Raw genomic sequence first — 25,723 nt, forward strand, 5'->3', positions numbered from 1 at the left:
TGGGGCTCGGCGCTCATGGGGCTCATCACCGCTCGGCCGGCCTGGAAGTCATCATCGCCCGAACTAGATCCTTCGCCGCTTCTATGGGATCCTGCGCTTCCGTGATCGCCCTGCCGATTATCTCGAAATCCGCACCCGCTCGCACCCCGTCACCGGGTGCCGCTCCCTGAGCCCCTACACCCGGGCTGACGATGAGCTTATCGGTGATCTTCCGGACCTCCAGGACTCTCTCGGGCCTCGTCGCCGGGGCTACGTACCCGATAACACCGTCGATATCGTCGCATGCTTTAACGATGTCCTGGCAGGCTCGATCGTAGAACTCCCGCGCCCCCGGGTGACTCATCGTGGCTACTACGAACACCGGTAGTACTCTCGCACATTCCTCGACGACGTCCGGACCTACGAATCCGTGGATTATGGTAGCGTCAGCACCGGCTTCGCTCACGCGCTCGACGATCGACCTCGATATCTCCGGAATGTCCGCCGTTTTCAAATCCACGAGCAAGAACGACTCCTCTAGAACTCCGGCGACCCGCTCTATACCTGCTACCCCCTCGGCCAGCACCACCTCGTACCCTACTTTGAACCCGTCGACGTACCCGTCGAGGGTTTCCGCTATCTCAACCGCACGATCCGGTGATACGTCTAGTGCAACGATCAGGCGCGTATCGGGTTCGAGCACATGATCGCCCCCGTCAGCAGTTCCGCGGCGTGGTACCCGAGGTCGAAGGCGATGACGGCGAGTGCCGTGACGTCGTCCAGGATCCCGAGTGCCCAGGTCACCACGGCCCCGATCTTGAGTACGGGTCGCAATCCTGTGGGTTCGACTGGGTGAATGACCTCGTCCAGAGTCGCTAGAACCGTGATGACCAGCAAGATGAGTGGGGTTACTTCGGTGCGCATGATCAGGACGCCGAGAGCTATGATAGCGGCGGCCACGAGGTGGGAGATTTCGTCGAGCTTACCGGCGACGGCGTTACCGAGGACCAGCCCTAGATACAGGTCAGGCCTTACCCCGGTGGTCACAGAAGCCAGGGCCGCGGCCGCCGCCACGAGCCCGCACAGTAGTGCCCACTGTGGCCGGCTCAGCTCATCTACCAAGTCGTCTGTGATCTTCAGCGCGAATCCGGACACCGCCGCCAACTCAGGCCCAATCATACGATCCCCAGCCGCTGCATCACACCGGATGCGAGTAGTGGGAAGATTACCAGGTAGTCACCTACGATGGTGACCACATCGGCGTCTTCTCGCACCTTCTCCCACGATTTACCTTCCTCAAGGGGCGCACCACTGAGACTCCCTGTTTCGGGTCTATCCATCGTGATCTGAACGGCGTAGTCAAGGCCACCTCGAAGCATCGCGGCCCCCATCGCGAAGTGCTTCGGTACACTTCCGCCCAAGATGATGGCCCCCAACTCTTCGGCTTCGAAAACGAGGTCCGCGAGGTGGTGCATATCGTCCACGAGGTCCAGATGAAAGTCGTGATCCTGGGAGTGTATCCACACTTGCAGGCCGACCATCGAGTCCAGTATTCCCGGCGAGTATACCGGTACCCCTTCGTCGGCCGCAGCCTTGAGGAAGCCGCTTTCGAGCCTCTTTCCCATCTCCCACAGCAGCTCTCGGCAGGATACCCGCCCCGAGAGATCTGAGAGGACTTCCCGCATGAAGCGCTCGAACTCCTCGAACTCTTCGGTCGGTATGTGAGTATCGTGAACCCGACCATACCCGTCGACGTTGCGCTCTCCCAGGCACACGTGGATACCACCTAGGGCGTCCAGTGCGTCGTGAACTACGTTGGCACCGGACGTGATCACGGCGTCGACGAGGCCCTCACGGATGAGTCGCTCGAAGAGCTCGCTAAGTCCACCCACCACCGCGGGGCCGGCTACGGTGAGGAGGACCGTGACATCGTCCGAAGACCACATCTTCTCCAGAACCCGTGCCGCTCTGCCCAACCTTCCGGCGCCTAACACGCCGACTCGTTCCATCTCTCGCAGGAACCCATCGAGGTCCATGTCACTTCGATACCTGAACGTTTCACGCTTCACCTTTCAGCCACTCCCTTGAGGTACTCGCTCACCAGGCGGGCGGTCGTCACCGGCGACACGTGACCTTCGACCGTGGGACAGAGCTCGACTATATCCAGGTGAGCACGCTTCCGACCGGCCCATCTCAAGATGTCGGCGCAGAGGTTGTACGGAAATCCTCCTGGTTCCGGGGTGGTGACCCCCGGGACTACGGACGGGTCCAGGACGTCGAGATCCAGCGACACATAATCCACGTCGTCGATTACCTCGGTTATATCTTCGTGATCGACGGAGACCAGGTGTTCATGCTCGCGGAACACGTCGTATTCTTCACGGGACCAACTCCTGACACCTACCAAGAACACTTCGTCGACGATCTCCAGACAGGCCCGTAGGGCCCCGTCGTGACGTTCGGATCTACGGAGGTCCGGGTGAGCGTCCAGCCAGAGCAAACGCCGTGGAGTGAGTTCCTGAACGATTTCGGGCGTGATGGAGTGATCGCCGCCGAGCACTAAGAATACCTCGGGTTCGCTTTCAGGCTCGAATTCCCTGAGGTTCCCCTCGTCTACCAGGGTCAGGATTTCCAGCGGGTCACCGACCTCCGGGTCGTAAAAGTCTAGGGTGGAAGCTGCCAACCTCACGGCGTCTGGAGCTTCGGCTTGCCCGGTCGGGTACCCTGGGAGCACGCGCTCCCTGGGAAGTCCTACCACGGCTACATCTGGGGATTTCACGTCGTCGGATGAAAACGAGAGTGGGAAGCGGGGCTCACTCCTCCTCCTTGATTCCAACAATTTTACGCTTGCCCGCTGCCTCCATGTACTCTACCATGGTTCCAGGCTCGAGTTGTGAGGCGAGTTCCTCGTCCTCCGGCTTCTGAACCTCGAAAGTCTCATAGGTTTCCATATCCATCAACTGCACCGTATCGCCCATATCGGATACTACTTGGGCTGTCTTCCGCTCGATCACCGGTACGTCCACTTTCGCGTCCACTGGTTTAGTAAGCGTGCGCTTCTTGCCGTCAAACAGTCCCACCGCTACAATCCGAGCCTTCGCCGAACCGTGCTTGCCCGGTGAGGACGTGGTGTACTCCACGATCTTACACGGCTCGTCGTCGATCATGATGTACTTGCCCTTCTTAAGCTGCCTAACCTCGACTTTCTTCACGGCCACATCCAGAACCCCCTTCCCGGGGTGCTACGGCGCGAGCGAGATCCCTCCTAATAAGCTTCGCGAGGGGATGAGATTGCTGGGGGTACCTAAGAAGTACGCCCTAGTGTCCGGAACTGGCGAGGCGGATACGTCCCTTGCGGCCTTCGACGCCGCGCTGATCGACGCGGGGATAGGTGATTGCAACCTCGTGGAACTGTCCAGCATACTCCCCCCGAACGCTGAGGAGGACGACCTCCCGGAGCTCCCACCCGGGTCCATAGTGCCGGCCGTAGTAGCGAAGGCCGTGGGACGCGGCCGGGTGTCGAGCTGCATCTGTGTAGGGAGACTGGAGTCCGGCCTCGGAATCGTTTCGGAACGGGCCGCCGCCGACAGCGTAGAAACCGTTCGGAGACTCGCTAAGAGGGACGTCGAGGAAATGGCTAGACTCCGCGGTGAGAAGCTCGTGGATGTGCGCACGGTCACGGCTTCTACCGAGCCCGAGGACGCGGAATGGGCGGCGGCGGTGGCGGCGGTGGTCTTCTGGGGGTGATCTCGAGTGAGAGAGACCGTCGAGAAGATCGTCAAGGAGCGGGTTTTACCGGAGGTATCCAAGGTACGTCGCGGTTGGGTCGAAGTCGGTAGGGGAGCGGACGGGACTCCGACGATGCGGGTGGACGAAATAGCAGAGCGGGAGTTCCTCCGCGGGTTAGAAGAAGAAGGCGTGGACGCGAGGGTAATCAGCGAGGAATCCGGTGAGATGCGTGTGGGTGAGGCCCCCGAGGTAACGCTGGTTCTAGATCCGCTCGACGGCTCACACAATGCCAGTCGCGGTCTTCCGTTCTACTGTGTTTCAGTCGGTATCGCCGATCCGGAGGCCGAGACCCTAGACGACGTGGAAGAAGGCTTGGTGATTTCGGAACTGCTGACCTTCGGCCCAGGTGACGTCGAAGAAAAGCCGGTAGTGGAACGCCCGCTGGTTTCGGCCTACTACTACGGATCGGACCGGATGCCGGTCGAGTTCTCTCGAGGTCGTTTCAAGCTCCGTTGCTTGGGGGCAGTAGCCTTGGAGCTGGCTTTAGTAGGGAAAGGAGCTCTGGACGGGTTCGTGGACGTTCGAGGCAGTCTGCGCCCCACGGACGTAGCGGGAGCGTTCGGAGCTGCGCGAGGTGAACTAGCATTCATCTTCGCGCGGAGCGGTCGGGAATTGGATCCTTCTGAGATACCGTTACGACCGGACTTTCGCTTCGAGCTAGCGACGGCACGGAGCGAAGATGAGGCTCGGGAGCTCTTCGAGGCCCTGAAGGAGGACGTGGGTGTCCGCGTGGTGCAGTGTCTGTTCGGCAAGCATCCCGAGGGACTCTCGGAACACACTCTATGCGGTAAGCTAGGCGAGGAATGCTGCGAGCTGGCTCACGCCGTAGGTAAGGGAGAGGGTTATGGAGAGGAACTCGCGGACGTGTTCGCCCTCGTCATGAACCTCGCGAATGAGCTCGACGTGGACGTTTTGACGGAACTGCGGCGTAAGTTTCGGAGGGTGTTCGAATGTTCCGACCGCAGATCGTCGGTGTGACCGGCAGGACGGACCTGGGTAGAGCAGTGCGGGTTGCGGAGAGAGTGTGTCGTCTTTGTGACCGGGAAGGATTTGAAGTCATAGTAGATGATTCGCTGGGGATCGGCGAGTACTCCCGAGTCAATTTGAAAGATATGGGTGAAGAGGTTGACGTGATCGTCACGATCGGCGGTGATGGGACTATACTTCGTGTCTCGAGGATTACGTCGGAGTACGAGGTGCCGATCTTAGGTGTGAACCTCGGAAAGTTCGGGTTCCTAACCGAGGTGAGTGAGAAAGACCTGAAGGAAGCCGTATCCCGACTCGCCCGGGGAGATTTCAACCTTGAAGAACACCGAAAGCTCAGGATAAAGATAGGGGGATCCGACGGAGGAGATGCTCTCAACGAGGTCACCGTGATCACGAGTCGACCTGCTAAGATGATCAAGTACCGGCTATCCATCGACGGGTTCGAGTTGGAGACCACGTGGGCGGATGGTGTACTCGTGGCGACCCCTACCGGTTCTACCGCCTACTCCCTCTCAGCCGGAGGCCCGATCGTGGAGCCACAAGTGGAATGTTCCATTATTACCCCTTTGAACCCGTTCAAGTTGGGGGCGCGGCCCATGGTAGTTTCCATGGACCGACGCGTTGAGATCGACGTGGACGACCCCGAGCGCGCCGAGGTCGTAGTCGACGGGCAGGAATACATGGATCTCGACGGCACGGTGTCCGTCACGCGGTCCCCGAACGTGGCGCGGTTCATACGGTTCGGGTCGGCGTACTTCGAGCGGTTGAAGGAGAAGTTCCTGAGGTGGGATTGATGCTACGCGGCACTATCAAGGAGATCGGTGAGGCGATCTTCCGAGCGTTTCTAGTGGGTCCGCTGCCTAAGCTTCTAGCACGAGTGTGTTTCATCCTCTGGGTCCGCCTCTACCGCGATGGTCGCGAATGGAGGAGATCACATCGAGGGTAGCGGCCGCTAGCTCGACATCTTCCGCCTTCACGGTCTTCCTGCCCGCGTGACGGGCCGCGAGAACCGACAACTTCGCCAGTGCTAGGCTGAGGGATTCGATCACTCGATAGTACTCTTTTTTGGCACTCATCCTGACGCCGAGGACTCCGTCGGCGGATCGAGCCGACTTCTTGAGTATCTCCTCCAGAACGTTTGTCGGGAGATCGGGGTCCAAGCTTTCCCCTCCCCTGGGGGGTACCCGGGGGGACTCAGTTGATCACCTACGTTCTCGATACATCAGCATTCATCAAGGGTGTGCCTCCGGAACTCCTGGACGGCCCCGCTTACACGGTTCCAGAGGTCATCGAGGAGCTTAAGGATGATCTTTCCCGCATGAGGTATGAGGTCGCGTCGGTGAGAGTCAAGGAACCTGAAGACTGGGCGATTCGCCGCGCGCGCAGGCGCGCTAAGGTCACGGGTGACCTGCCTCGGTTGTCAAAGACGGATCTGAAGGTTCTCGCGCTCGCTATCGAGTTGATGGAGGAGCAGGACGTAGTCTTGGTTAGCTCCGATTACAGCGTCCAGAACGTGGCGCTTACACTGGGTATTCGGGTGTACGGGCCCGTCCACGGCGAGGTGGACGAGGTAATCGGGCCGGGGGGACGGCGTTGAAGACAGTCGGTGTAGCAACGGTCGTGACGGTGTCGGGGTTGACGGGATCGAAGCGCGTGGCAGCTCGTGTGGATACCGGTGCCGAGAACGACTCCATCGACCTAAAGTTGGCGTCGGAAATAGGCGCCGGCCCCGTCATTGGGGTGAAGAAGGTCCGCTCCGCCTCCGCTTCGCGGTTACGCTCTGAGCGTCGGCCCGTGGTTCACGTCACTTTGGAGCTGGCCGGGAGATGCATATCGTCGGAGGCCACGCTGGCGGACCGGCGAGATATGCGGTACCCGATGATTGTCGGGCGTAAAACGCTACGTCAGGCTGGGGTCACGGTCGACCCGTCCCGTGAGGAGAAACCGGAGGGAGACGAAGTCGATCCACGTCGTATAGTCGCTACCTTGAAGCTCCACAAGAGACTTCTGAAGACCGTCAGAAAGAAACGTGCGGTGACCCCTGCCATCTTGGCACTTCAGCACGGAGGAGCGTGGTCGTACCGTGACGGTGACGTATCGTCGGTGGCCGTTCCTGTTCGGAAATTGTCGAACGGCGTAGTGCACGAAGATCTCTACTTGCTTCTCAACCCCGAGATCGAGCGCGCCGAGGGTACGTTAACTAGGCTCGAGAAGTGTGGTCGTGAGAAAGTTCGACGTGTCGCGAAGCGTCCACGGCGGCTTGAAGTACGACACGATGGTGGCGCTATCATCCGCGTCGATCCGAAGCATAAACGCATCCGCGTTCGGGAGTTAGACCCGGGAACGCTCCAACTTGAGGGCATTCCCGCCGCCAACCTTCACCACGAGCTCTCTCACCTTACGGGGAACGACCTGGGTCCCAGCGTGCTGGAGTTCGAGGTCGAGTGAAGGGGGACGCCATCACAGTGTCGGAAACGATTCGGGTCGCCACCCGATCCAGCCGTCTGGCGATCATCCAGACCAGGGAGGTAATCGAGCTGTTGGAGCTGGAATCTCCGCATGACATCGAGGTTGAGATCGTGAAGACAAAGTCGCGTGGAGACGTCGTTCGGGATCGACCCCTTCACAAACTGGGTGAGAAGGGCGTGTTCGTGAAAGAGGTTGACAAGCTAGTACTCGAAGGTAAGGCCGACATCGCCGTTCACAGCGCCAAAGACGTCCCCTCCGTCGTAGATTATCCCGTGGACGTGGCGGCTGTGCCTCCCCGGAGGGATCCCCGAGAATGCCTGGTATCGCGACACGGCGGACTCAAAGAACTTCCACGGGGAGCTACCGTGGGGACTAGCAGTCCCAGACGGCGTGCGCAGATTCTCCTAGAAAGACCAGATTTGAAGGTGGAACCGATGCGTGGGAACGTGGATACCAGGGTTTCCAAGGTGAGGCGTGGGGAATACGACGCCGCCGTTCTCGCCAAGGTCGGGCTGGACCGACTCGGAATAACATCCGCGGTTTCTGAGGTGTACGACCCGGAAGAGTTCGTGCCGCCGGCGGGCCAAGGAGCCTTGATGGTCACCTGCCGCAAGGACGACGATCGCGTCAAACGCCTTCTGGAAGTCGTGGACGACGAGAAGAGTCGGGTGGAAGTCGAGACGGAGAAAGCCGTCGTAAGGGAGCTCGGAGTGAGCTGCTCGGAGCCTGTAGGAGTCCACGTGCGAGCTCGCAATGGTGGCTACGTGAGGTTGGTGTTAGGGGTGTTCGAAGAAGAGGGCTCTTGCGGCCACGTGCTCAAGGTACGGGGCTCGCCTGAGGACGTCGTCCGTGAGGCAGTGTCTCATGCCAGGGAGGTGATATCGGATGGGTGAGCTGTACCTGGTCGGAGGTGGCCTCTCCGACGTTCGGGATCTCACGTTGCGAGCCCTTGAAGTGTTAGCTAACGTGGAATTGGTGCTGGTCGATACCTATACCAGCGTGTACGACGTAAGCGAAGGTGACCTGAAACGGTTGCTCAAAGAGTTCGGAGGTGATCCTGAAATACGTATGTGTTCGCGGCGGGACCTGGAGGAGCGCTTCTTCGATCTGTGTGATGGGTACGATCGCGTCGCCCTGCTCTCCCCGGGCGACCCGATGGCGGCTACCACTCACGTGGCGCTGGTGGTCGAAGCCGCCGACCATGGATGGGACGTTGAGATAATCAACGGTGTGTCGGTGTTCACCGCGGCGCCGTCCAAGTCGGGGCTGGAGATGTACCGGTTCGGACGTACCGCCACGATTCCGTTGAAAGTACGCTCCGTGTACCCCTACGATGTGCTCGAATCGAACCGGCGGGCCGGTTTACACACCCTATTCTTGCTGGAAGTTGCTGAAGATGGTGAGTTCGTCTCTGTCGCCGACGCCGCTCGTTACCTTTTGGAAATTGAAAGGGAAGAAGGTCGCGGAGTACTCGATCCCTCGGATCTCGCGATCGCCGTAGTAAGGCTCGGGTTCGAGGACGAGTTGGTGGCTCGGGGAACCCTCGAAGAACTCTCCGACTGGGAGCCCAATGAACCTCCGCAAGCTCTAATACTGCCCGCCTCCCGACTCCGTGAAACGGAACACGAATACATCAGTCGTGTCCTACCACACATTCGAGATGTGCGTGGGGTCTAGCCTTTGGGTGAGGAGACTGTCGGTGACTATCACGTCGTACTCGAGGCCGCATGGATCGTGTACAACGTCGACGACGAGGACGACGCCGTCAACATTGCCATCGCCGAAGCGGGCAAACGTTTGAACCGGCATGGTCTCGATTACGTGGACATCGACGTCGGGTTTTACGAGTGCCCTGAATGTGGTAATGAGATCGAAGGTGTGTGGATAGTGGCGGGTACAGCCCTCGTCCGACTGATTCTATCGATGCGAGTGTTCAACGCGGAAAGTGAAGAACACGCCGTTCGCATCGCTAAGTACGAGATCGGTCAAGCGTTGGAAGATGTACCCTTAGGTGTCGTCGAAGTTACTCCGCTATGACCATTCACTTGCTCCTTATAAGATGAGCCCATATCAGTGCCGAGAGCAACGTGAACGTGGCCAGGGCGAAGGAGTTCATCGCCCTAGAGAATAGGAATACCCCTATCAACGACTGAACTGAGAACGCGATCAGACAACCGAAGAGTATGGACTCTCTCGCCAGGAATCTCGCCGTCATCTTACGCCTTCTCAGTCTTATGTACTCCGATAGACACCTTGATCCTATGTACAGTGTGGTTGCAACCCATATGGACAGTAATATCGACCCGATGTACCCGAAGTCGAAAGCCCAGGTGAACAGCCCGGGCAGCATGTAATCGAGAAGGTCCTTCTTAACTACAAGTGCCCCGTGTAGTGTTGGTACGTCGAGTCTGAACATCATGAGGTACCCGACAGGCAGTGTGACGAACCCGTCACCGAAGCCTCGCCACTCGTACCCGGCGGGAAGCGCCTTCGTGGAGTGACCGATTATGTGCGTGTTCTTCGCTACGAACTCTAGTCCCGGTACGGTGTATTCAGCGAATCGCTTGATACGGAGCGTCGGGCTGAGTACGGGCTTGTTCAGGATGTGAGCGAGCAATTCCAGGAGACCGAAGAGACCTATGACCATCAGTGTTACCATCACGATCGACCTTTTGCTCATTTTAGCCGCTCGAGCAGCAAAAGCTCTGAATCTCGACTCCACTTTCAAGTACTTCGCTATGAAATGTTCCGTGAGCGCCCAGCACAGGAACCAGGAGAGTAGGAAGTCACGGTGCATAATTCCTCCGACTATCCCTACGTACACCCATAAGAGATTGAAGTACGGCCGAGTACGTCGGGCCGTAGTGATACCACGGGTTTCGAGCAGTTGCAGAAGGTACCTCGAGGTCGCCCAGGCGGCGAGCGCCAGTGGGCCGAACGGGTGTGTGAACTCGTGGCGTGGTATTGGGAGGAACAGCGAGAAAGCGTCAACGGTGAATAGAAGGGCCAGTACTCCTAATGTGAAGAGGGACAGTGAGAGGACCCTTTGCACCGTTACTGAGGAATAACTTAGGGCGAACGGTATCGTCAAGTGGGTGATCACGAAGAAATCCAGAAGGGCTTCACCCGTGTTATAGGGAACCACGTACAAATTACCACGCCCGCAGCCTCCGATTTACGAGTTCTCTGATCCCTCCGAGCACGATCAGCGCCACTCCTACGGCGGAGCTGATCAGGCCTAGGGAGTGTAGTGTCTCGGGGGAGATCGGAGTCTTCAACGGCGGCTTTTTGTACCCCTTAGGTAGCGGACGCATGTAGATAGTGATCAGGTTGGCCTCGGGTTCCACTTTGACGTCACCAGGTAGTATGTAGTCGTACCCTAACAGCGTGTTGTTGTCTATGTCGGAGTCGATCGCGCGGGCGATGTCCTCCGGTTGCTTCTTCCCGGCTTGGACTAGCGTCTGGACGGTCTCGACTATCGACACTTTATCGTACACGCTCTTGATTCCATAAACCCGGACGATCGGCCGATCCTTCCTCACCGTGATCATGTCTCGGGCGACCTGCCAGGCGTACTCCGTTCGGAGGGGGGACCCGCAGACGGGACACCGCGAGTACTTGGAGGCCACCGGGTAGGCGACGCTCCATCCACATTTGGGGCAGACTTTACGGTAGACAGTGTCCATCGGGATACCGCGCGCGTTGAGCTTGGGCGGGACGAAGGTATCGCCCGTCGACAGACCGGCGGTGATGTTGACTACACCACCTCCGTACTTCTCTCCGGACTTCTTGGCCACGTAACCCATGATCCTTGTCACTATCTCCGTCGCGGGTAGACCGTCCCTGATCATCCTACCGGCCATGATGGCAGCCTCTATTCGGACCTTCGTAGCGGTGCCGTACATAGGGTTACCAGGCGTGTTACGCAGGTGGATTACGGCGCACTTGACGTTTTTGGGTATCCGGACGATGTTAAGGCCTTCGCTGCTGTGGTACTGCTTGATGATGATCCTGTTCCCTTTCACTATCACCACTGCGATATCGTAGCTTCCGCCTACCGCAACGCCCTTCCCGGGGCCTCCGACCAGAAGTCGGTCCGTGGGTGACCGGCTGATACCGGCCCTCACTGCACTTTCTATGCCCTCACCCAGCTCCAACGCCCGTATACACGCCAGGATGGCCTCCAGACGTGCCGTACCCTTGCTCAGACCTCCCGCTAGGACGGCCACGTGTAACTTCTTAGACACCAGGAACGTTGACTGGAACATGTTAGGTGCGAAGGACATCGAGGCTGCGGCTGCACCATTAGGATCCTTGCCGCTGGGGTCCGTGATCACGATCATGTTGAAGGTAGCGGACGCTCCGGAGACCAGTGCCAGGAGCGCGATCAGCGGGATCAGCACACGGATCGCGGGATCCCCCCTACCTCGGCAATCCGTAGTCTTCGATCACCCGAACCACGACGACTCCTGATCGTTTGATCGTGATCTGGACGGATCGGATGGGTTTGATCTTCGTTCCCGGGATCACGCTCCTCATCGCGTATATCCTCGCCCTCCTAATCGCCTCATGCAGCGGGATTTTCTTGCCTTCCGGGGTGATGAGGGTCCCGCCCTTGATAACCGAACCGGGGCGCAGGCCCGACGCCATCACGTTGCTACGTATGACCTCTTCCGGCAGGAAATCGCAGCCGACTACGTCGATACCTATGATCCTGAGTCCTTCCTGCTTGGGTACCGGACGTGCCGCCCACGCGGTGTACTCTGCGATCCTCCCGATGCTGAGGAGTAGAGCGCCCATCAGCATGATCACCAGGTTACGTCGGGAAACTGGCCACGGTTTGATCCACTTCCTCTTCTTTTCTTCCTCTTCCACCACTAGATCACCCCCATATCGCGCAGGACCTCTCGGGCAGGTTCCATTCCTTGGGCTCCTCCCAGCAGAATCACGGTGTCATCGTCCGCTAGGTCCAGTGCACGCTCCAAAGCGTCTTCTAACCGATCGTAGTGCTCATAGTCGATGCCGGAACGCTCCAGTTCCTCCAGGAACGCCTTCCGCTCCTTAGGACGCACTACGTTAGCATTGTTCACGAGACCCTCTGACGAGGTCGCGATCACGTGGACGCGGATTCCCTCGTCCTGCAGATCCTTAGCACCTTCGGCCAGCGCCCGGGCGATTTGACGGTTAATGTCGACGCCACGCGACCCGCGGATCGCGAATACGATAATCACCCTAGAGCGATTCAGCCGCCGCATGGCACGAACCGTGGCGAGTACTCCGTCGGGGTTATGGCAGAAATCGTCGTAAATCAGCGGGTCGTCGCACAGGCGTTCGAACCTCCGCTTCAGGGGCTGGTACGTCCTCAGACCTTCGGCAATATCTTCACGATCTATTCCTAGAGCTCCCGCGGCGGCTACGGCGGCCAACGCGTTGTATAGGAAGTGGTCCACCGGTAGGGGGAACTCCCGTACGAGTATCAGGGGCTTCTCGTCCAGTACTATCCACTCTTCCCCTTCGTGTTCCTCAATGTGTGAATACCCTTCGTTCCATCCATACCATACCGTCTCCACACCTTTCTTGATCATCTGCCGTACGTACCGATCATCACGGTTGAGCACAGCGATACCTCCCTCTCGTAGGGCCCGCACAACACCGTACACGGCGTCCGCCATCTCGTCCATAGAGGAAACCAGGTTCGTGTGGTCTATCCCGACGTTCGTTACGACCGCCAGCTCGCATTCGAGGGCCTTCGCCATCCGGTAGGCATGGTCCTCCATTATTCGACCCGTAGGTAGGCCTTGTACTTCGGATACCTCCACACACAGGTAATCTTCAGGCTGTTCCTCGCGCAACTCCATCGCGACCACTGGGTCTATGAGAGTGTTCTTCTCGGAACGGAAGTCCGTGTTGCAGTAAACATCGAAGCCGGCAGTATCGAGAATGTGGTGAAGCAAGTGATTCGTGGTCGACTTACCATTAGTACCCGTCACGCAGATCGCGGTCGCGTCGGGAGCGCACTTCTCCCGGGCTACGCGTAGAGCGTACTCGTTCGCCCGATCCACCTCCGTCAGGATCAAGGGAATTCCAAGCTCGTCGCATCTCTCGATCAGCTTGCCGCGCGGACGTTCAGTCACCAGACACGCTACGCCTCTCTCCGACGCGATCTCGGCACCTTTGTCGTCCAACCACCATCGGATCACTACGTCTCCTTCTCTCGCTCTCCCTAACGTTGAGAACCATCCGGTGATTACGTTGTCCGGGTCGCCTGAGCGTATCTTCCCTTCCACATTCTCAGCCAGCTCCCTCACCGTGAGCTCCAGCAGCGCCCCTCACCCCACAGAAATCCGGAGTGCCACTGCGGCGAACGCAGCTCCGACAGTCCAATGAAGCGCCACAACCACGGGTTCGGGTAGGTCGTACTTGTACTGGATATGGTGGTGGAGAGGTTCCACAGTCAACCGGATCACTCCGGCTCGGTGGAGCAGGCTGATGAGCGTGGATAAAATAGGGACTCCTAGGGCGATCATAGCGGGTATCTCGATCTTGTAGTACAGCGCCCCTGCCGCGTAAGCTGCCCCTAAGAAGCAACTCCCTGTGTCTCCCATGAATATCTTAGCAGGATATCTGTTATGGAACAGGAAACCCAAGGACGCTCCGGCAAGTGATGCGAAGAAGGCAGCACCAGGAAGCTGACCCTGTCCCAGGCATACTCCAGAGCAGGCCAGCGAGGCCAGGAGCAGTAACCCGGCGGCCAGACCGTCCATTCCGTCGATGAGGTTCACGGCGTTTGTGGCGCCGACGATCCCGAACACCGCGACCGGGTAGAAAAGGTACGAGAGATCCCAAACGCCGACCTTGGGTATCCAGAGCCATGTGGCTGGTACGATAGGGAGAACAAAGAGGGCGGCACCTATCTGTAGTGCGAGTTTCTCACGTTCTCTCAATTCTTTCTTGATAGGCACCTCACCGACGATCTCGATGGCATTCGGGTCCTCTTCGAGTATCCTCTTGAGATCACGCTTCGCTTTCTCCGTGGCTACACGCGCTTCCTCACCCGGTTGCAGTATTAGTCTTCCCAGCTCGATCGGCCGATTCGAGACGTTCCGCACGACCTTTTGGAACTCCTCCACCCGCAATCCGAGCAGGTCGTCCACTATTCCCAGCACCATCATGGGGAGCGCTGAAGCTATAGGAGGGAGCGCCTGGATGGAAGCTAGGAGGGGACCGGACGCCGTCCCCAGTAAGATACCTAAACCTCCCATGATGGGCGTGCCGGACTTATGCGCGTGTTCCGTTACGATCGGGCGGTCTACTACGCTAGCTTCTCGCATGTACCTTCGGAGTAATCCAACCGTTACTGCCGAGGTTACTACGGAAAGTGTGAATGTCTCGATGATCATCGTCCGATCCCCACGGTCACAAGTACTCCTCGATCTCCCTAAGCCTCCGCCGATACTCGCGCTCGGCCCGCTTCACGTCCGCTCTTGCAGCCTTGAGCGCTAAGCGGAGCCTCGTGAAGGCTCCTTTAAAAGAGTCCCCCCTCACGGTGACACGACCACCTACGTCGAATCGTCCGTAGTACTCGTAGAACACGTGGTACACTCCGCCGTCGAACATCTCACGCAGTGTATCTTTGTCCGTAGGGCGCCAAACGGGGCACTCGATGGCACACCATAGTTTCTTTACCTTCGGCGGTCTCCATCGGTCGGTCGCCATATCGACTAGCTCACGGAGCGGCCATATTCCCGTGCATCCGGACGTCATATATCTGGTGCCGCTGGGTCTCGGGTTGAACTCGAGGAACCAGAACTCGTTTTCCCGGACTATCACGTCGAAGTCCACGCTGCCTTCTAATCCCAGGCGTTTCACTACCCTTACCGCGCACCTCTTTATCCTGCGCTCTACGGACGAGTCGATCGGGGCCGGGCTCATCCGCATGCGATCGATTGGATGACGACGGTCCGTCGTGGATCCTTTGAACACCGGGACCAGCGGTACTACCTCACCGTCCCAAGATAGAACTTCGATCGAAACTTCTGCACCCTCGATGAACTCCTCCACCAGCTTACATCCCGCTACTCTCGGCTTTTGCGTCTCGTGGACCGTAACTCCGAGGCCTGCTTGCGACCGTGGATCTTTCACGACTACCGGCGGACCGATCGATGGCCTCTCGTTCTCGACTACTTCCCATTCAGGCGTCGGTACGTTCAGCTCTTCGAAGACGCGTTTCGCCTTCACTTTATCGATCCCGATCTCAACGCCCTCGCGGTCAGACGCTGTAACACGGATACCTTCGTCTTCCAATTCTTCTTTCATCCCCCCCACTTCCGGCAGCGGATCGTCCACACCGATGAGTGGCACTACACCGTCTACGCGCCGCTCGCGGGCGATTCTCGTCGGGTGTTCCATACCGCGCGGCACGAAGTGCACTTCATCCGCCAGCTCCCAGTTCTTGCTCCTCGGGTTCGACTCGGTGAGTATGCGGTACACTCCCGTAGAGCCGGCGTACTCCGCCACGTCTCGAAAGAGTCTCACGCCGACGAAGAGTACCTTCACTTTTCGCCCCCCAGCACTCGCTCGACTTCTTCCGAGATCTCCTCTCGATACTTCAGTGGAGCCTCTCCGAACAACACCACAACTTCGCAGTCCGAGCGGAGCGCCTCCTTGAGACCGTCCAACACCTGCTCTCGAGAGGCGCCGAGTGTGCCCTTCTTCTCGAACGGCTTGGTGGCGCTCTCCGCTACGATCACATTGTCGGTGTCTATGCGGTCCGTGACTTCGTACGCCGCGTACGACGCCACAATTACTAGATCGGCGAGGTCCGCGGCTCTTCTGAGGATCTCTTCGTCTCCTTCCGGTCCCAGCTCCGAAGCTACGGCGATTACCGCGCAGACGTGCTGCTCCCGGTAAGCCTCCTTCACGCATCTCAACGTCGCGTCCACGCCGGCGGGATTATGTCCGTAGTCCAATATCACGACTCGCTCATCATTGTCCCAAAGTACTTCCAACCTACCCTCGACTCCTTCGAAGGACTGTAGTGCCTCTATCACATCCTCCACATCAAGTCCCAAGAACTCGGAGCAGACGGCTATCGCCGCGAGGGCGTTGTAAGCGTTGTGGAGCCCCATTACGGGTAGTCGAACCTCGTACTCCCCGTCGGGACAGATCAGTCGGAACCCGGACAGGTCAACGTCCGTAGCTAGGTAGTCCGGTTCGGGAGATCGCAGGCCACACTTTCGGCATTTGAACGGACCAACCCAGGGGAGGATCTCATGGACTTCAACGTGTCCGCCGCACCAGCACTCTTTTTCCGAGGTACCGAACGGTTCCGCGTCCAACCCGTAGTATACAATATCACCGTTGAAATCCGCCACCTCGGGAGCACCAACTACCAGTGGGTCTTGAGCGTTCAGCACGGCTAGCTCGACGGTGTCCGGTTCCAACAGTTCTACTTCACATCTGGCGTACGTCAGGAAATCGCCCGCTTCGTTCAGATGGTCTGGAGTGATGTTGGTAACGCAGACGCACTCCACTTGGGATAACTCCGCGGCTTCCAGGATCTCCCCTCTCCTCCCGAAAGTCGCTATCTCTAAGACGCTGACGTCTCCTGGGAGACGCGCCTGAAGTGGGGGGAGTAATCCGACGTTCCCTTGCATACCAGGCAGACCGTGGTGCGGGACCTCGAGCCCGAGCTGCTCGCACACGTGCCTGATCATCTCCACAGTAGTGGTCTTCCCGTTGGTACCACCGACTCCTACCACCGGTCGTGTGGGCGGTAATATGCTGAGAAGCTCCTTCACTTCCACGATCTCGCAGCCGTGATCCTCGGCAAGTCGATACGGCTTAGCGTCGCGTGATAGGCTCGGAGGAGGTACCACGACTTCGGCCCGCTCGAAGACTTCTGGCGGATGATCACCCAACACGAGCTCCACATTGCTGTATTCTAGAAGCATCTCGGCGAATTCGCACTCATCCCGAAGATCCGACGCGATCACATCGTATCCGCGCTCCGCGAGGACTCGGGCCGCTAGATTGCATACGGGCCCACAGACCCCGATCACGAGAACGGTCGACCAGGGAAGCTCGGCCAACCGCGCACCCCACCGAGGGGCTGGGGACGCGGTGAGTTGAACCTGTCGGGGATCACGGTCGCGCTCCCGGTATCGTTCGACCGTACTCGGCTAGTATCGACCTCATGAGCTTTTTAACGTCGTGAAGAAGTCGCTCGGCTTCCTTCCCGTCGCCGGTCGCTAACCGTACGAACGCTTCGATATCGATGTTTTCCAATCTGTCGTCGATTTTCCCGTACTCCGACATTACGAAGTACAGTTGCGCGAACCTCTCCCTCCGCTCGACCCTGTTAAGGGTTCCGTGTACCAGCGACTTCAGGGCTTGACGTGCGTACATGAGTAGCCGGTATGTGAGGTCTCGGACGATTTCGTCTTCATCTCTAGGTCCGTCCGGGATACCGTTTGGGAACGCTGCTTTCTCTTCCAACCCCAGGATCTCCAGCACACGTTCCGGGTCCTTCTCTGGAGTTTCCGTCTCCCGGAGGTACGCTAGGGCTTCCTTAGGTGTCGCCACACCTTCCAGCATGATAGTACATGCGCGACCAGTCAGGGGATTGTACCCGACCTCCTCTATGAACCTGTGCACGCCGTACGGACGGATCGGACACGTGTACTCGGGGTTGAACCAGCTCAAACCGCTCACGATATCGCGGATGTCCTCCCATGTCCACCGACGGAGTGCCGGGTACCGGACCACGGTGATCCCCGGAGGGTAGGGATGGGTCGTACGCCTCCCGAATTTCCCGCGGAGCTCGTGACCGGTGAGGACAGTTGCGTATCCTAGTTCACGGGCGCGAAGGCACGCGGCGGTCAGGACGCTTCTACCACACTTCGTACATATAGGGTGTCCTTCCTTCAGAGCTCGCGCGAACCATTCTCGAAGTCGTAGCTTGACCACCTCGTGATCCACTCCGACGTGTTCCGCAGCTCTTCGGGCGTTCTCTAAACACGTCTTATCGGTAAACTCGTGGACTACTGTTATGGCTGCCTTAACGTTCCACCTGTCGGCGGCGTCTATCAGCGTTGCCACACTGTCCTTGCCGCCGGAAAGTGCTATGCTGGAGGGGTGGCTAGTCATGTGCGTATACGGCCCTAACTCCACCGCTGGAGACTTCTTCGAGTCGGACGAAGTACAGCCGTTCGAACTGGACGGTGTTGCCGGCCTGTTCGCGCTCAACGTTAATTTCTGCGTATCCCCTCTCGACGCTACCGTCCGGGCGTACGACTTCGCACCGTACTGCCTGGTCGGGCGGTACCCAGTGGACGATTTGAGCACCTGCCTCTCTCGCGGTCCGGTAATCATCGCTGTGATACCTACCTCGCAGCCATCCGTCTCCGACTTCCTCAATCTCGACGTTGATTGCGTTCATCAGCCGAACTACGTCTCCTTCCCACAGATCTTCTGCGTCTTCACTATCCAACAGTGCTCGGGCCACGCCGTTCTCAGGATGTAGAATTAACACCCTTTCCCCTTCATCCCGATCTGGGTGTAGAGGCAGTTGGGCCAGGACCGACTCCTTCATCCCTTCGATCCGTAGTTCGACCGGGTCACGAACGAAGAAGTACCGGTGAGACTCAGGGTCGATCATCTTACGGTTCCGAGCGTAGAGATGTTCCCAGCTGAACGTCGCGTCCACGTCGGTTAAGCCGATCTCGAGGATGGTCTTACGTATTGCTTCCGGCCTGATACCTCGACGTCGGAGGGCGCGTAAGGTAGCCACTCGGACGTCATCCCACCCGGTGTACTTCCCTGAATCGATCCCACGACGGATCTCGGAGGTGCTTAGCACAGCACCTTCAACCTTCAGAATCCCGTAGTGAACGTATTCCGGAGTCTCCCACCCCAGGTGCTCGAATACGTACTTCTGACGTCGTGTGTTGGATTCGTGATCCTTCCCGCGAAGTACATGCGTGATGTTCATGATATGATCGTCCACAGCGACGGCGAAGTTCATCGTCGGCCACACGAGGTAACGAGAACCTGTCATCGGGTGCTCTTTTTCGACGATCCTGAACGCTACCCACTCCCTCACCGCAGGATCCGGGTGATCAACTTCAGTTTTAACCCGTACGACGGCTTCTCCTTCCGAGAAAGCACCGTCTAACATTTCTTCCCAGAGCTCAAGGTTTTCCCTCCTATCCCGAGAGCGGCACGGGCAAGCTTGTCCCGCGTCGCGGAGCCTCCGAAACTCGTCTGGATCACAGGTACAAACGTACGCCCCTCCCCGCTCTAGTAGATCCTCGCAGACCATGTAATACAGTTCTATTCTGTTAGATTGAATGTACCGTTCGTCGATGTTAACTCCGAGCCAATCCAGATCCTCCTCGATCATGTCGTAGGCTTCAGGATCCACGCGACGCGGGTCGGTGTCTTCAATCCGGAGGACTAACGTACCGTCGTACCTTCTAGCGTACTCGTCGTTAAGCACTGCGGCACGGGCGTGACCCATGTGGAGTGGACCTGAAGGATTCGGCGCGAACCGGAGGCGGACGTTCCCCGGTTCAGCTCCGGGAAGAGGTTTGAGTCCTTCCTTGCCCCGGACTTCGTCTTCGCGCGGTCCTCCGAGTTCTTCCAGCTCGCGTCTGATTTCTTCCTCGGACATTCGGTTGATTTCGCGGATCACTTCTTTGACGGTCTTCAGGACATCTTTCGCCCTAGGACGTAGCTCTTCGTGCTCTTTCATGATCTTCTTCATCACCGCGTTTGGATTCGCCTTTCCACCGTACCGGGCCGCGTTTTCCAGAGCGTACCTACGGACGAGATCTCGAAGTTCCCTCTCCTCCACGGTTCATTCTCCCCGAAGATAACCAGTGAGGGGGGTGTCCCCCGTCCTCCGGCCCCGGGATCATCGACAGGCGACGGCCTTCTCCCCCCGGGGGACCCAGACGGGAGTCATCTTTTGTGAAGTCTGGCCCCCGAGCACCGCCGACTCATTAGCTCCTTAATTACGTTCTCCCCGTGACGGAGAGTCGCGGTACCGGGCTCGATCCAGACCCGAAATTTCTATATAGGTCCTTGAGGGTGACTCGGTTCGGGACGGGCCGGCAGCTCAGTCTGGCTAGAGCGCGGGACTTTTAATCCCGTGGTCCCGGGTTCAAATCCCGGCCGGCCCACCAAACGATTCAATTGTTATAAAAACCATAACATTTGAACAGAGATCGGCAATGCTCCGTGGTGAATTTCATGCCATGGGGGTACAATCGTCACGATTTCCATAACAACTGGATTGGGGGGAGGAGTCACATTACATCCGCTCCAGCGTCGGGATTCCGAGCAGATTCATCAGATTCTCCGCCACGATCGTGAATGCCTCTACGAGCTTCAGTCGCGCCTTCCGGATCTCGTCTTCTTCGACGTGTAGCACGGGAACCTCCTCGTAGAACGTGTGAAACGCCTTCGCTAGATCGTACGCGTACTCGGCGAGGATGTCCGGACGCCGCTTGCGCACGCACTGGACTACGTGTCGTGGGAACTTTGACATCTTGAGGATCAACTCGAACGAGTGATCGTCGTCCAAGTACGCTGCATCGAAGCGGTTCACCTCCTCGTCTGCCTTTCGGAGGATCGACTTGGCCCTCGCGTAAGCGTACTGGATAAACGGTCCACCACGACGGAAGTCGAGGGCTTCATCCCAGTCGAACTCGATCGGTTTGTTGGGACTCACTCTGGCGATAGCGAAGCGTACGGCCCCTATGGCGATTTCCTCCGCGATCTTCTCTCGCTCCTCGTCGCTAAGTTCCTCCGCCACACCTGCTGCCTTCATCTTCTCGAGTGCGCGCTCCTTGGCCTCCTCCAGGAACTCGTCGAGCGTCACGTATCTACCCTTTCTAGTAGACATCGATCCTTCCGGCAGACGAATGAACTCGTAAAACACCACGTCGATACGGTCGGGGTTTTCCTCGAGCATGTCCAGTACGGCCCGTAGCTGTTCGACTGCTAACTTGTGATCCGCTCCTAACACGTCCACCACGAACGTGGCTCGTCCGAGCTTCCAGAGGTGGTAGGCGATGTCACGGGTGGTGTACAGTGTAGTGCCATCGCTGCGCGTGAGTACGAGCTCCTTGTCAATTCCGTAGTCTTCCAGGTCGACTACCACGGCTCCATCCTCGCGCTCCTCCGCGACTCCCATATCCAGCAGCTTCTCCACGATCTCCAGTGCATCACGTGCGAACTCGCTTTCGTACACGAATCGGTCATGTGCTACCCGGAGGCGCTCCAGCGTTTGGATGTGCCCTCTCAGACACTCCTCTACTACGGTCTGGAACGCGTCGGCGATGCGCTCCGCCCGAGATTCTTCTTCCACCAGGTAACGTTCATACGATCTCAGGAACCTCTCAACTACTTCCTCCAGTTCGGGATCTTCCTCGATCTCACGTGCGGCTTCGGTGTACAGTTTACCGAAGAACTCATCGGGTTTTTCGCTCTCAGGTACTTCGGGTCGCCCTTCCTTTATGTACTTCCACGCGAGCATCGCGATCTGCTTACCCATATCGTTCACGTAATACTGCACTTCCACTCCGTAGTTCGTGAAGACCATGCACCTCGCTAGGATGTCCCCGATGACGGCGTTTCTACCGTGTCCAATGTGCAAAGGACCGTTGGGGTTCGCGCTAGTGTGCTCCAAGATTACGGGGCGACCCATACCGAGGTCGAGTGATCCGTATTCTTCTCCGTAGTAGAATATTGACCTGAGCGTCAGCGCCGCGTACTGGGACCTGTCGAACTTCAAATTGATGAAGCCTGGGCCTTCCACCCATGCCTTCTCCACGAACACCACGTCGTCTAGGTCAGACTCCTCGACGATCGTTTCGGCCAGCTCTCTGGGATTCTCGTCAAGCTCTTTGGCTAGGGAGAGTGCCACCGGAGTGGCCAGATCGGCATCCTCGACGGGTGGGGCTTCGTCAATAGGGACTTCTATCAGCTCGTCTACTTCGTACACGGACGAGATCGCGTCCCGGATCGACGTTCTTATGGTGCGAATTGTAACCGAAAACGGGTCACGAGGTGTGGTTTCCTCGGCCAACGTGGGGCGAACCCCTTCACTTGGGTCGGAACCTGAGCAGGGCTCCGAGTCCCCTGAACGCGTTATAAAACTGAGCGCCCTCTTCGGTCTCGGTTGAGATGATCTCGACGTTGGATCCCATCTGTTCGGCCAGTTCCACGTAGTAATCTACTATATCTCTGATTTCTTCCACGTTGAGCTCTGCTTCCCCACACTTCGGACACTCTTCCACGTATTTCTTCGTCTCGCCTTTCTCCTTCACCGTAACGATGTTCTTGTGCCCGCACTCCGGACATCGTAGGGTTGCCTTGTACCCCTCGAGACCCTCGGAAACCAGCAGTACCTCTACGGCGCCCATTTTGAGGAGTTCGTCAACTTCCTCTCCATACGCCGCGAGCTCACCGTTCACAGCCTCATCCATGAATTTTCGCACGAGGCGCTTCTCCCGGACTAGCTCGGCCTCCTTAAGCGCTTCTTCTGCTTTGTTCAGGGCCTCCCGGAGCCCGGACTCGTCAGTGTTGCCGACGTCCACTACGGTGAGTACCTTTTCCTTCAGGTCCTTGGGGAGGTAGTCACCGTCCAGGAACTCCTCCTTCGTGGGACCCGGACCTCCGACGATGATCCCCTTCAGATCTTTCACGTCTTCGAAAGCCTCGCGGGCGGCTTCTCCCACCTTCTGGTAAAACTCGTGGGCGGCGTGCTCGATCAGCCGGTCGAACCTACGCTGAGATTGACCTCCGGCCTTGTGCTTGCCAGGTACGTCGGACGTTAGCCTCTTCACGGGTTCGATTCTCTTACCCTTCACGAGACCTATTGTGGCTTCCCGGCGATCCATTACCAGAATTCCGTAGACGTCCTTCTCTTCGAGGTATTCCTTGAGGGGTTCCAGGTAGAATTTCGAGTCACACCAGTAGATGAACCGGTCCACGGGCTCGGGCGGTTCGATCAGCTCAGCGACCATCTTCTCTTTGGTACCATCCTGGACGACACCAGCGAGAACTACGAGTCCGTTTTCCGGGGTTTCTCCGACCATCTTGAGACGCTGCATCACGACCTCGATAGCTGATTGGACGTTCTTTCGGGTGCGCTTGCTCTTGATGTTGCTGGCTTGGGAGTACTCCTCCCGCATCTGAGCGATGACGTCGCTCAGACGTTTCTCCGGTGGAATGTAAATCGTGATGAGTTCGGTGCCTTGTCCGCGCAGGTTTTCCAGTTTCTCTATCATCTTCCTGAACCTATATCTTTCGACCGTGGACGATTCGGCCAGCGTGAACACCCCCAGGGGTGAGATAGCATGTATTCGGTCGTAGCGCTGGGGGGCTCGGTTGTAAACGTGGATAAACCTGAACGCATCAAGGAAACCGCCGAAATCTTGCGAAATGGGCTCAATTCCGGACTGAAGATATGCGTCGTCGTCGGTGGTGGGCCAACCGCTCGTCGGTACATAAACGTAGCGCGAAATCTCGGGACACCGGAAACTCTACTTGACGAGATGGGTATCGCCGTTACCCGGCTGAACGCGATGCTTCTAGGGGCAGCGTTGGGTCTGCACGATCTGCACGTGCCTGAGACCCCAGCAGAAGCCGCGAGAGTAGTCCAGCAAAACGGTGTGGCAGTCTGCGGTGGTACACATCCCGGTCATACAACCGACGCCGTAGCGGCCATGATCGCGGAGCTGCTCGAGAGTCCTCTCGTCATCGTCACTAACGTTGACGGAGTGTACGATAAAGACCCCAGCGAACCAGATGCACGCAAGCTTCGGGAGCTGAAGCCTGAGGAGCTGGAAGAACTGGCAGTTCGCGCTGAGCTTAAGGCTGGTGGAAGCTTCGTGGTGGATCCCCTCGCCGCCAAGATGATAAGAAGGGGTCAAATCGTCACGCACGTGGTCTCGTGGGAGGACTTCCGGTCCCGCGGGTTGGAGAACGTGGTTCGAGGTTGTCATAACGGGACGATAATCGAGGGGTGAAGGGTTTTGGCGGAGCACGTACCTCCACATTCCCACTGTATCGTTTGTGGTGCTGCAATCCCTGAAGGGGAGCGATTTTGCAGCGAGAAGTGCCGAAGGGAATACGAACGTAGGAGAAAGAGGGCGGCGACGATTCAGTGGGTGATTGCAGGAATTCTCATAGCTCTAGGTGTGGTCCTGATGCTTAGGGGTGTGTGAGCGGAGTGAAGTCAACCCAGCTCCGCGAACGCCGATCAACACGTCACCGGGTGTTGGGAGCTCGAGGACGGGACAGAACACATCGCTGCCACCCGCGATTGTCCCTCCGTATTCCACCCAAGTAAAGAACTCGTATCCCGGCTCCGGAGTTTCGTACTCGAACTTTTCTGGGATGGACTTATCGGTCCGGATTACCTCTAGTGGTTCGATATCTTCCGGGAGACCAGACCGATATCTCAGCGTCCTAGGCGGCCGGCCGATGGGATTCGCCCCAATCCGCACTTCCTGTGGTACGATATTCGGTTCATATTTTTCGAGAACGGTGTTGATGACGGGTACGAACTTTTCCTCTAGGAGCAGAGTGTCGATCATCTCGCATGCTACCACATCGGCGTTCACGTCCACCTCCTGCGCGTCTCCTATCACTACCTCCCATTCCACGTCGCGTGGGACGTGTTTCCTGAGGTTCTTCTCGAGAAGTCTGGCTCGTTTGGGGTTCTTCTCCACGGCGATAACGCGCTCGGCGCCAGCGTGGGCTGCGACCACCGATAATGGTCCTGTACCAGCTCCAAGGTCCGCGAAGGTGTCCTCTACGACTTCCACCACCATCGAGGTGAAGACAGAAACGCGTCTTACGTCACGGAGCAGGTCGAGCTGGTAGGAATCTACCAACAGCTCGAACTCGCCTACCGGAGTTCTTATGGTTTTAATCATTCATTACTCACCGCGGCCTCAGCTTCTTCAGGGCTTTCTTCTTTCTCTTCTGCTTCCCTCTCCTTGCGCGGTTTAAGCTTAATTACATAATCTGCCGCATTTTGTAGTGCTGTACTAAATCCTGGATCTGCTCCTATTACAATGGTGACTTTACCCTGTTCTTTTGCTTTTGCTATAATCGGAAGAAAGTCAGTATCACGCGTCATTAGTGCGATTGCGTCGACGTTATCGCTGTAGATAAGTTCCATTGCCTCGACCGCTAAGTACACATCAACGTCTCCCGGAATCACTCTAGGAACAAAACCCTGATTGGCCACAGCTTCAATAAGTTTGTCCGAAGCGTATTGGTCTAGGAACGCCAATCCTACTCTAATATTACCCAATTCTTCGACTAATTCTCTGACCTCTTTCAAACTGACATCGAACTCCTTACGGAGCATATTCGGCCCGTCAATCAGCATTGCAATGTCAAGATTGCCCCGTTTAGCTTTTCTCTTGATTACACCACTCATATAATCTTTGACCGTATCGAGCAACCCATCACCACC

29 protein-coding genes and 1 tRNA gene are annotated in these 25,723 nt (G+C 57.7%); 11 read left to right on the forward strand and 19 right to left on the reverse strand.

Annotated features, from left to right (window positions below):
* Positions 1-25 precede the first annotated feature (25 nt).
* From pyrF to BW921_RS05390, 5 genes are read right to left on the reverse strand one after another with little or no spacing between them, the layout of a single operon-like run.
* Entirely contained in the window at positions 26-682 is a 657-nt protein-coding gene (gene pyrF / locus BW921_RS05375) for an orotidine-5'-phosphate decarboxylase (protein WP_168168775.1), read from the reverse strand.
* Positions 658-1,158: a hypothetical protein gene (locus BW921_RS07795; protein WP_168168776.1), complete on the reverse strand. Its 501-nt coding sequence runs from the start codon at positions 1,156-1,158 to the stop codon at positions 658-660. Before BW921_RS07795 ends, pyrF begins: the two co-directional genes overlap by 25 nt.
* Entirely contained in the window at positions 1,155-2,048 is an 894-nt protein-coding gene (locus BW921_RS05380) for a deoxyhypusine synthase family protein (protein ID WP_148688880.1), read from the reverse strand. The genes BW921_RS07795 and BW921_RS05380 overlap by 4 nt, the downstream gene beginning before the upstream one ends.
* On the reverse strand, positions 2,045-2,818 hold the full coding sequence (locus tag BW921_RS05385) for an arginase family protein (RefSeq protein WP_148688881.1): 774 nt from the start codon (positions 2,816-2,818) through the stop codon (positions 2,045-2,047). The genes BW921_RS05380 and BW921_RS05385 overlap by 4 nt, the downstream gene beginning before the upstream one ends.
* Positions 2,793-3,197 carry a translation initiation factor IF-5A gene (locus BW921_RS05390; protein WP_148679590.1) on the reverse strand — a complete coding sequence of 135 codons (405 nt, stop codon included), beginning with the start codon at positions 3,195-3,197 and terminating at the stop codon, positions 2,793-2,795. The genes BW921_RS05385 and BW921_RS05390 overlap by 26 nt, the downstream gene beginning before the upstream one ends.
* 73 nt (positions 3,198-3,270) lie before the next feature.
* Between BW921_RS05390 and BW921_RS05395 the strand changes: the two genes are divergently transcribed.
* The 3 genes from BW921_RS05395 to BW921_RS05405 are packed head-to-tail and all read left to right on the forward strand — an operon-like array spanning position 3,271 to position 5,549.
* The gene (locus BW921_RS05395) at positions 3,271-3,726 is read left to right on the forward strand and encodes a pyruvoyl-dependent arginine decarboxylase (RefSeq protein WP_168168777.1); all 456 of its coding nucleotides are present in this window, start codon (positions 3,271-3,273) and stop codon (positions 3,724-3,726) included.
* A gap of 6 nt (positions 3,727-3,732) precedes the next feature.
* Positions 3,733-4,746, forward strand: coding sequence for an inositol monophosphatase family protein (locus tag BW921_RS05400; protein WP_148688883.1), 1,014 nt, complete (start codon positions 3,733-3,735; stop codon positions 4,744-4,746).
* A complete protein-coding gene (locus tag BW921_RS05405) occupies positions 4,719-5,549 on the forward strand; it encodes an NAD(+)/NADH kinase (RefSeq protein ID WP_148688884.1) in 831 nt (276 codons plus the stop codon). Before BW921_RS05400 ends, BW921_RS05405 begins: the two co-directional genes overlap by 28 nt.
* Positions 5,550-5,639: 90 nt before the next feature.
* Here BW921_RS05405 and BW921_RS05410 read toward each other — a convergent pair whose 3' ends face one another.
* Entirely contained in the window at positions 5,640-5,915 is a 276-nt protein-coding gene (locus BW921_RS05410; protein WP_148688885.1) for a histone family protein, read from the reverse strand.
* Between the two features lie 38 nt (positions 5,916-5,953).
* Between BW921_RS05410 and BW921_RS05415 the strand changes: the two genes are divergently transcribed.
* Genes BW921_RS05415 through BW921_RS05435 form a run of 5 tightly spaced genes read left to right on the forward strand, consistent with a single transcriptional unit; the run spans position 5,954 to position 9,261 of the window.
* Positions 5,954-6,352 (forward strand): NOB1 family endonuclease, encoded by a 399-nt coding sequence (locus BW921_RS05415; RefSeq protein WP_168168778.1) that lies wholly within the window; start codon positions 5,954-5,956, stop codon positions 6,350-6,352.
* Positions 6,349-7,203 carry a RimK/LysX family protein gene (locus tag BW921_RS05420; RefSeq protein WP_148688887.1) on the forward strand — a complete coding sequence of 285 codons (855 nt, stop codon included), beginning with the start codon at positions 6,349-6,351 and terminating at the stop codon, positions 7,201-7,203. Before BW921_RS05415 ends, BW921_RS05420 begins: the two co-directional genes overlap by 4 nt.
* Before the next feature lie 17 nt (positions 7,204-7,220).
* Positions 7,221-8,117, forward strand: a complete 897-nt coding sequence (gene hemC / locus BW921_RS05425; RefSeq protein ID WP_168168779.1) for a hydroxymethylbilane synthase — start codon at positions 7,221-7,223, stop codon at positions 8,115-8,117.
* The gene (gene dph5, locus BW921_RS05430; protein WP_148688889.1) at positions 8,110-8,901 is read left to right on the forward strand and encodes a diphthine synthase; all 792 of its coding nucleotides are present in this window, start codon (positions 8,110-8,112) and stop codon (positions 8,899-8,901) included. The genes hemC and dph5 overlap by 8 nt, the downstream gene beginning before the upstream one ends.
* A gap of 3 nt (positions 8,902-8,904) precedes the next feature.
* Positions 8,905-9,261 (forward strand): DUF555 domain-containing protein, encoded by a 357-nt coding sequence (locus BW921_RS05435; RefSeq protein ID WP_088335888.1) that lies wholly within the window; start codon positions 8,905-8,907, stop codon positions 9,259-9,261.
* Between the two features lie 4 nt (positions 9,262-9,265).
* Here the strand turns inward: BW921_RS05435 and BW921_RS05440 are convergent, their stop codons facing one another.
* From BW921_RS05440 to BW921_RS05480, 9 genes are read right to left on the reverse strand one after another with little or no spacing between them, the layout of a single operon-like run.
* Complete coding sequence (locus BW921_RS05440; protein ID WP_148688890.1) at positions 9,266-10,375, reverse strand: hypothetical protein; 1,110 nt, start codon at positions 10,373-10,375, stop codon at positions 9,266-9,268.
* Position 10,376: 1 nt separating this feature from the next.
* Positions 10,377-11,627 (reverse strand): hypothetical protein, encoded by a 1,251-nt coding sequence (locus BW921_RS05445; protein WP_148688891.1) that lies wholly within the window; start codon positions 11,625-11,627, stop codon positions 10,377-10,379.
* A 19-nt stretch (positions 11,628-11,646) separates the two neighbouring features.
* A complete protein-coding gene (locus BW921_RS05450) occupies positions 11,647-12,102 on the reverse strand; it encodes a hypothetical protein (RefSeq protein WP_148688892.1) in 456 nt (151 codons plus the stop codon).
* Positions 12,102-13,532 carry a Mur ligase family protein gene (locus BW921_RS05455; RefSeq protein ID WP_148688893.1) on the reverse strand — a complete coding sequence of 477 codons (1,431 nt, stop codon included), beginning with the start codon at positions 13,530-13,532 and terminating at the stop codon, positions 12,102-12,104. Before BW921_RS05455 ends, BW921_RS05450 begins: the two co-directional genes overlap by 1 nt.
* A 21-nt stretch (positions 13,533-13,553) precedes the next feature.
* Positions 13,554-14,624 carry a phospho-N-acetylmuramoyl-pentapeptide-transferase gene (locus tag BW921_RS05460; protein WP_148688894.1) on the reverse strand — a complete coding sequence of 357 codons (1,071 nt, stop codon included), beginning with the start codon at positions 14,622-14,624 and terminating at the stop codon, positions 13,554-13,556.
* A gap of 16 nt (positions 14,625-14,640) precedes the next feature.
* The gene (locus BW921_RS05465; protein WP_148688895.1) at positions 14,641-15,780 is read right to left on the reverse strand and encodes an acetyl-CoA carboxylase biotin carboxylase subunit family protein; all 1,140 of its coding nucleotides are present in this window, start codon (positions 15,778-15,780) and stop codon (positions 14,641-14,643) included.
* On the reverse strand, positions 15,777-17,315 hold the full coding sequence (locus tag BW921_RS05470) for a Mur ligase family protein (RefSeq protein WP_148688896.1): 1,539 nt from the start codon (positions 17,313-17,315) through the stop codon (positions 15,777-15,779). The genes BW921_RS05465 and BW921_RS05470 overlap by 4 nt, the downstream gene beginning before the upstream one ends.
* A gap of 52 nt (positions 17,316-17,367) precedes the next feature.
* Positions 17,368-18,372, reverse strand: a complete 1,005-nt coding sequence (locus BW921_RS05475) for a 7-cyano-7-deazaguanine synthase (RefSeq protein WP_210400440.1) — start codon at positions 18,370-18,372, stop codon at positions 17,368-17,370.
* Positions 18,365-20,080 (reverse strand): glutamate--tRNA ligase, encoded by a 1,716-nt coding sequence (locus tag BW921_RS05480; RefSeq protein ID WP_148688898.1) that lies wholly within the window; start codon positions 20,078-20,080, stop codon positions 18,365-18,367. Before BW921_RS05480 ends, BW921_RS05475 begins: the two co-directional genes overlap by 8 nt.
* Positions 20,081-20,333: 253 nt before the next feature.
* On the opposite strand from BW921_RS05480, the gene BW921_RS05485 reads away from it, so the two are divergent.
* A tRNA-Lys gene (locus BW921_RS05485) sits at positions 20,334-20,411 on the forward strand.
* A gap of 128 nt (positions 20,412-20,539) precedes the next feature.
* Here BW921_RS05485 and argS read toward each other — a convergent pair.
* Positions 20,540-22,318: an arginine--tRNA ligase gene (gene argS / locus BW921_RS05490; RefSeq protein WP_168168780.1), complete on the reverse strand. Its 1,779-nt coding sequence runs from the start codon at positions 22,316-22,318 to the stop codon at positions 20,540-20,542.
* Between the two features lie 16 nt (positions 22,319-22,334).
* The gene (prf1, locus tag BW921_RS05495) at positions 22,335-23,564 is read right to left on the reverse strand and encodes a peptide chain release factor aRF-1 (RefSeq protein WP_148689321.1); all 1,230 of its coding nucleotides are present in this window, start codon (positions 23,562-23,564) and stop codon (positions 22,335-22,337) included.
* 27 nt (positions 23,565-23,591) lie between these two features.
* On the opposite strand from prf1, the gene pyrH reads away from it, so the two are divergent.
* The gene (gene pyrH / locus BW921_RS05500) at positions 23,592-24,263 is read left to right on the forward strand and encodes a UMP kinase (RefSeq protein ID WP_088335899.1); all 672 of its coding nucleotides are present in this window, start codon (positions 23,592-23,594) and stop codon (positions 24,261-24,263) included.
* Positions 24,264-24,269: 6 nt separating this feature from the next.
* Complete coding sequence (locus BW921_RS05505; protein WP_088335900.1) at positions 24,270-24,461, forward strand: DUF2116 family Zn-ribbon domain-containing protein; 192 nt, start codon at positions 24,270-24,272, stop codon at positions 24,459-24,461.
* Here the strand turns inward: BW921_RS05505 and BW921_RS05510 are convergent.
* Complete coding sequence (locus BW921_RS05510) at positions 24,429-25,175, reverse strand: RsmD family RNA methyltransferase (protein ID WP_148688900.1); 747 nt, start codon at positions 25,173-25,175, stop codon at positions 24,429-24,431. The two genes, BW921_RS05505 and BW921_RS05510, sit on opposite strands and share 33 nt — an antisense overlap.
* A complete protein-coding gene (locus BW921_RS05515; RefSeq protein ID WP_148688901.1) occupies positions 25,172-25,711 on the reverse strand; it encodes a TIGR00288 family NYN domain-containing protein in 540 nt (179 codons plus the stop codon). The genes BW921_RS05510 and BW921_RS05515 overlap by 4 nt, the downstream gene beginning before the upstream one ends.
* Positions 25,712-25,723 lie beyond the last annotated feature (12 nt).

This window comes from Methanopyrus sp. SNP6 (assembly GCF_002201895.1).
Lineage (GTDB): Archaea > JAADCQ01 > Methanopyri > Methanopyrales > Methanopyraceae > Methanopyrus.

Coding starts and splice junctions, on each gene's coding strand:
- BW921_RS07795 (WP_168168776.1), bottom strand. CDS start 1,158: ATGATTGGGCCTGAGTTGGCGGCGGTGTCCGGATTCGCGCTGAAGATC.
- BW921_RS05405 (WP_148688884.1), top strand. CDS start 4,719: ATGTTCCGACCGCAGATCGTCGGTGTGACCGGCAGGACGGACCTGGGT.
- dph5 (WP_148688889.1), top strand. CDS start 8,110: ATGGGTGAGCTGTACCTGGTCGGAGGTGGCCTCTCCGACGTTCGGGAT.
- BW921_RS05460 (WP_148688894.1), bottom strand. CDS start 14,624: ATGATCATCGAGACATTCACACTTTCCGTAGTAACCTCGGCAGTAACG.
- BW921_RS05475 (WP_210400440.1), bottom strand. CDS start 18,372: ATGACTAGCCACCCCTCCAGCATAGCACTTTCCGGCGGCAAGGACAGT.
- pyrH (WP_088335899.1), top strand. CDS start 23,592: ATGTATTCGGTCGTAGCGCTGGGGGGCTCGGTTGTAAACGTGGATAAA.
- BW921_RS05510 (WP_148688900.1), bottom strand. CDS start 25,175: ATGATTAAAACCATAAGAACTCCGGTAGGCGAGTTCGAGCTGTTGGTA.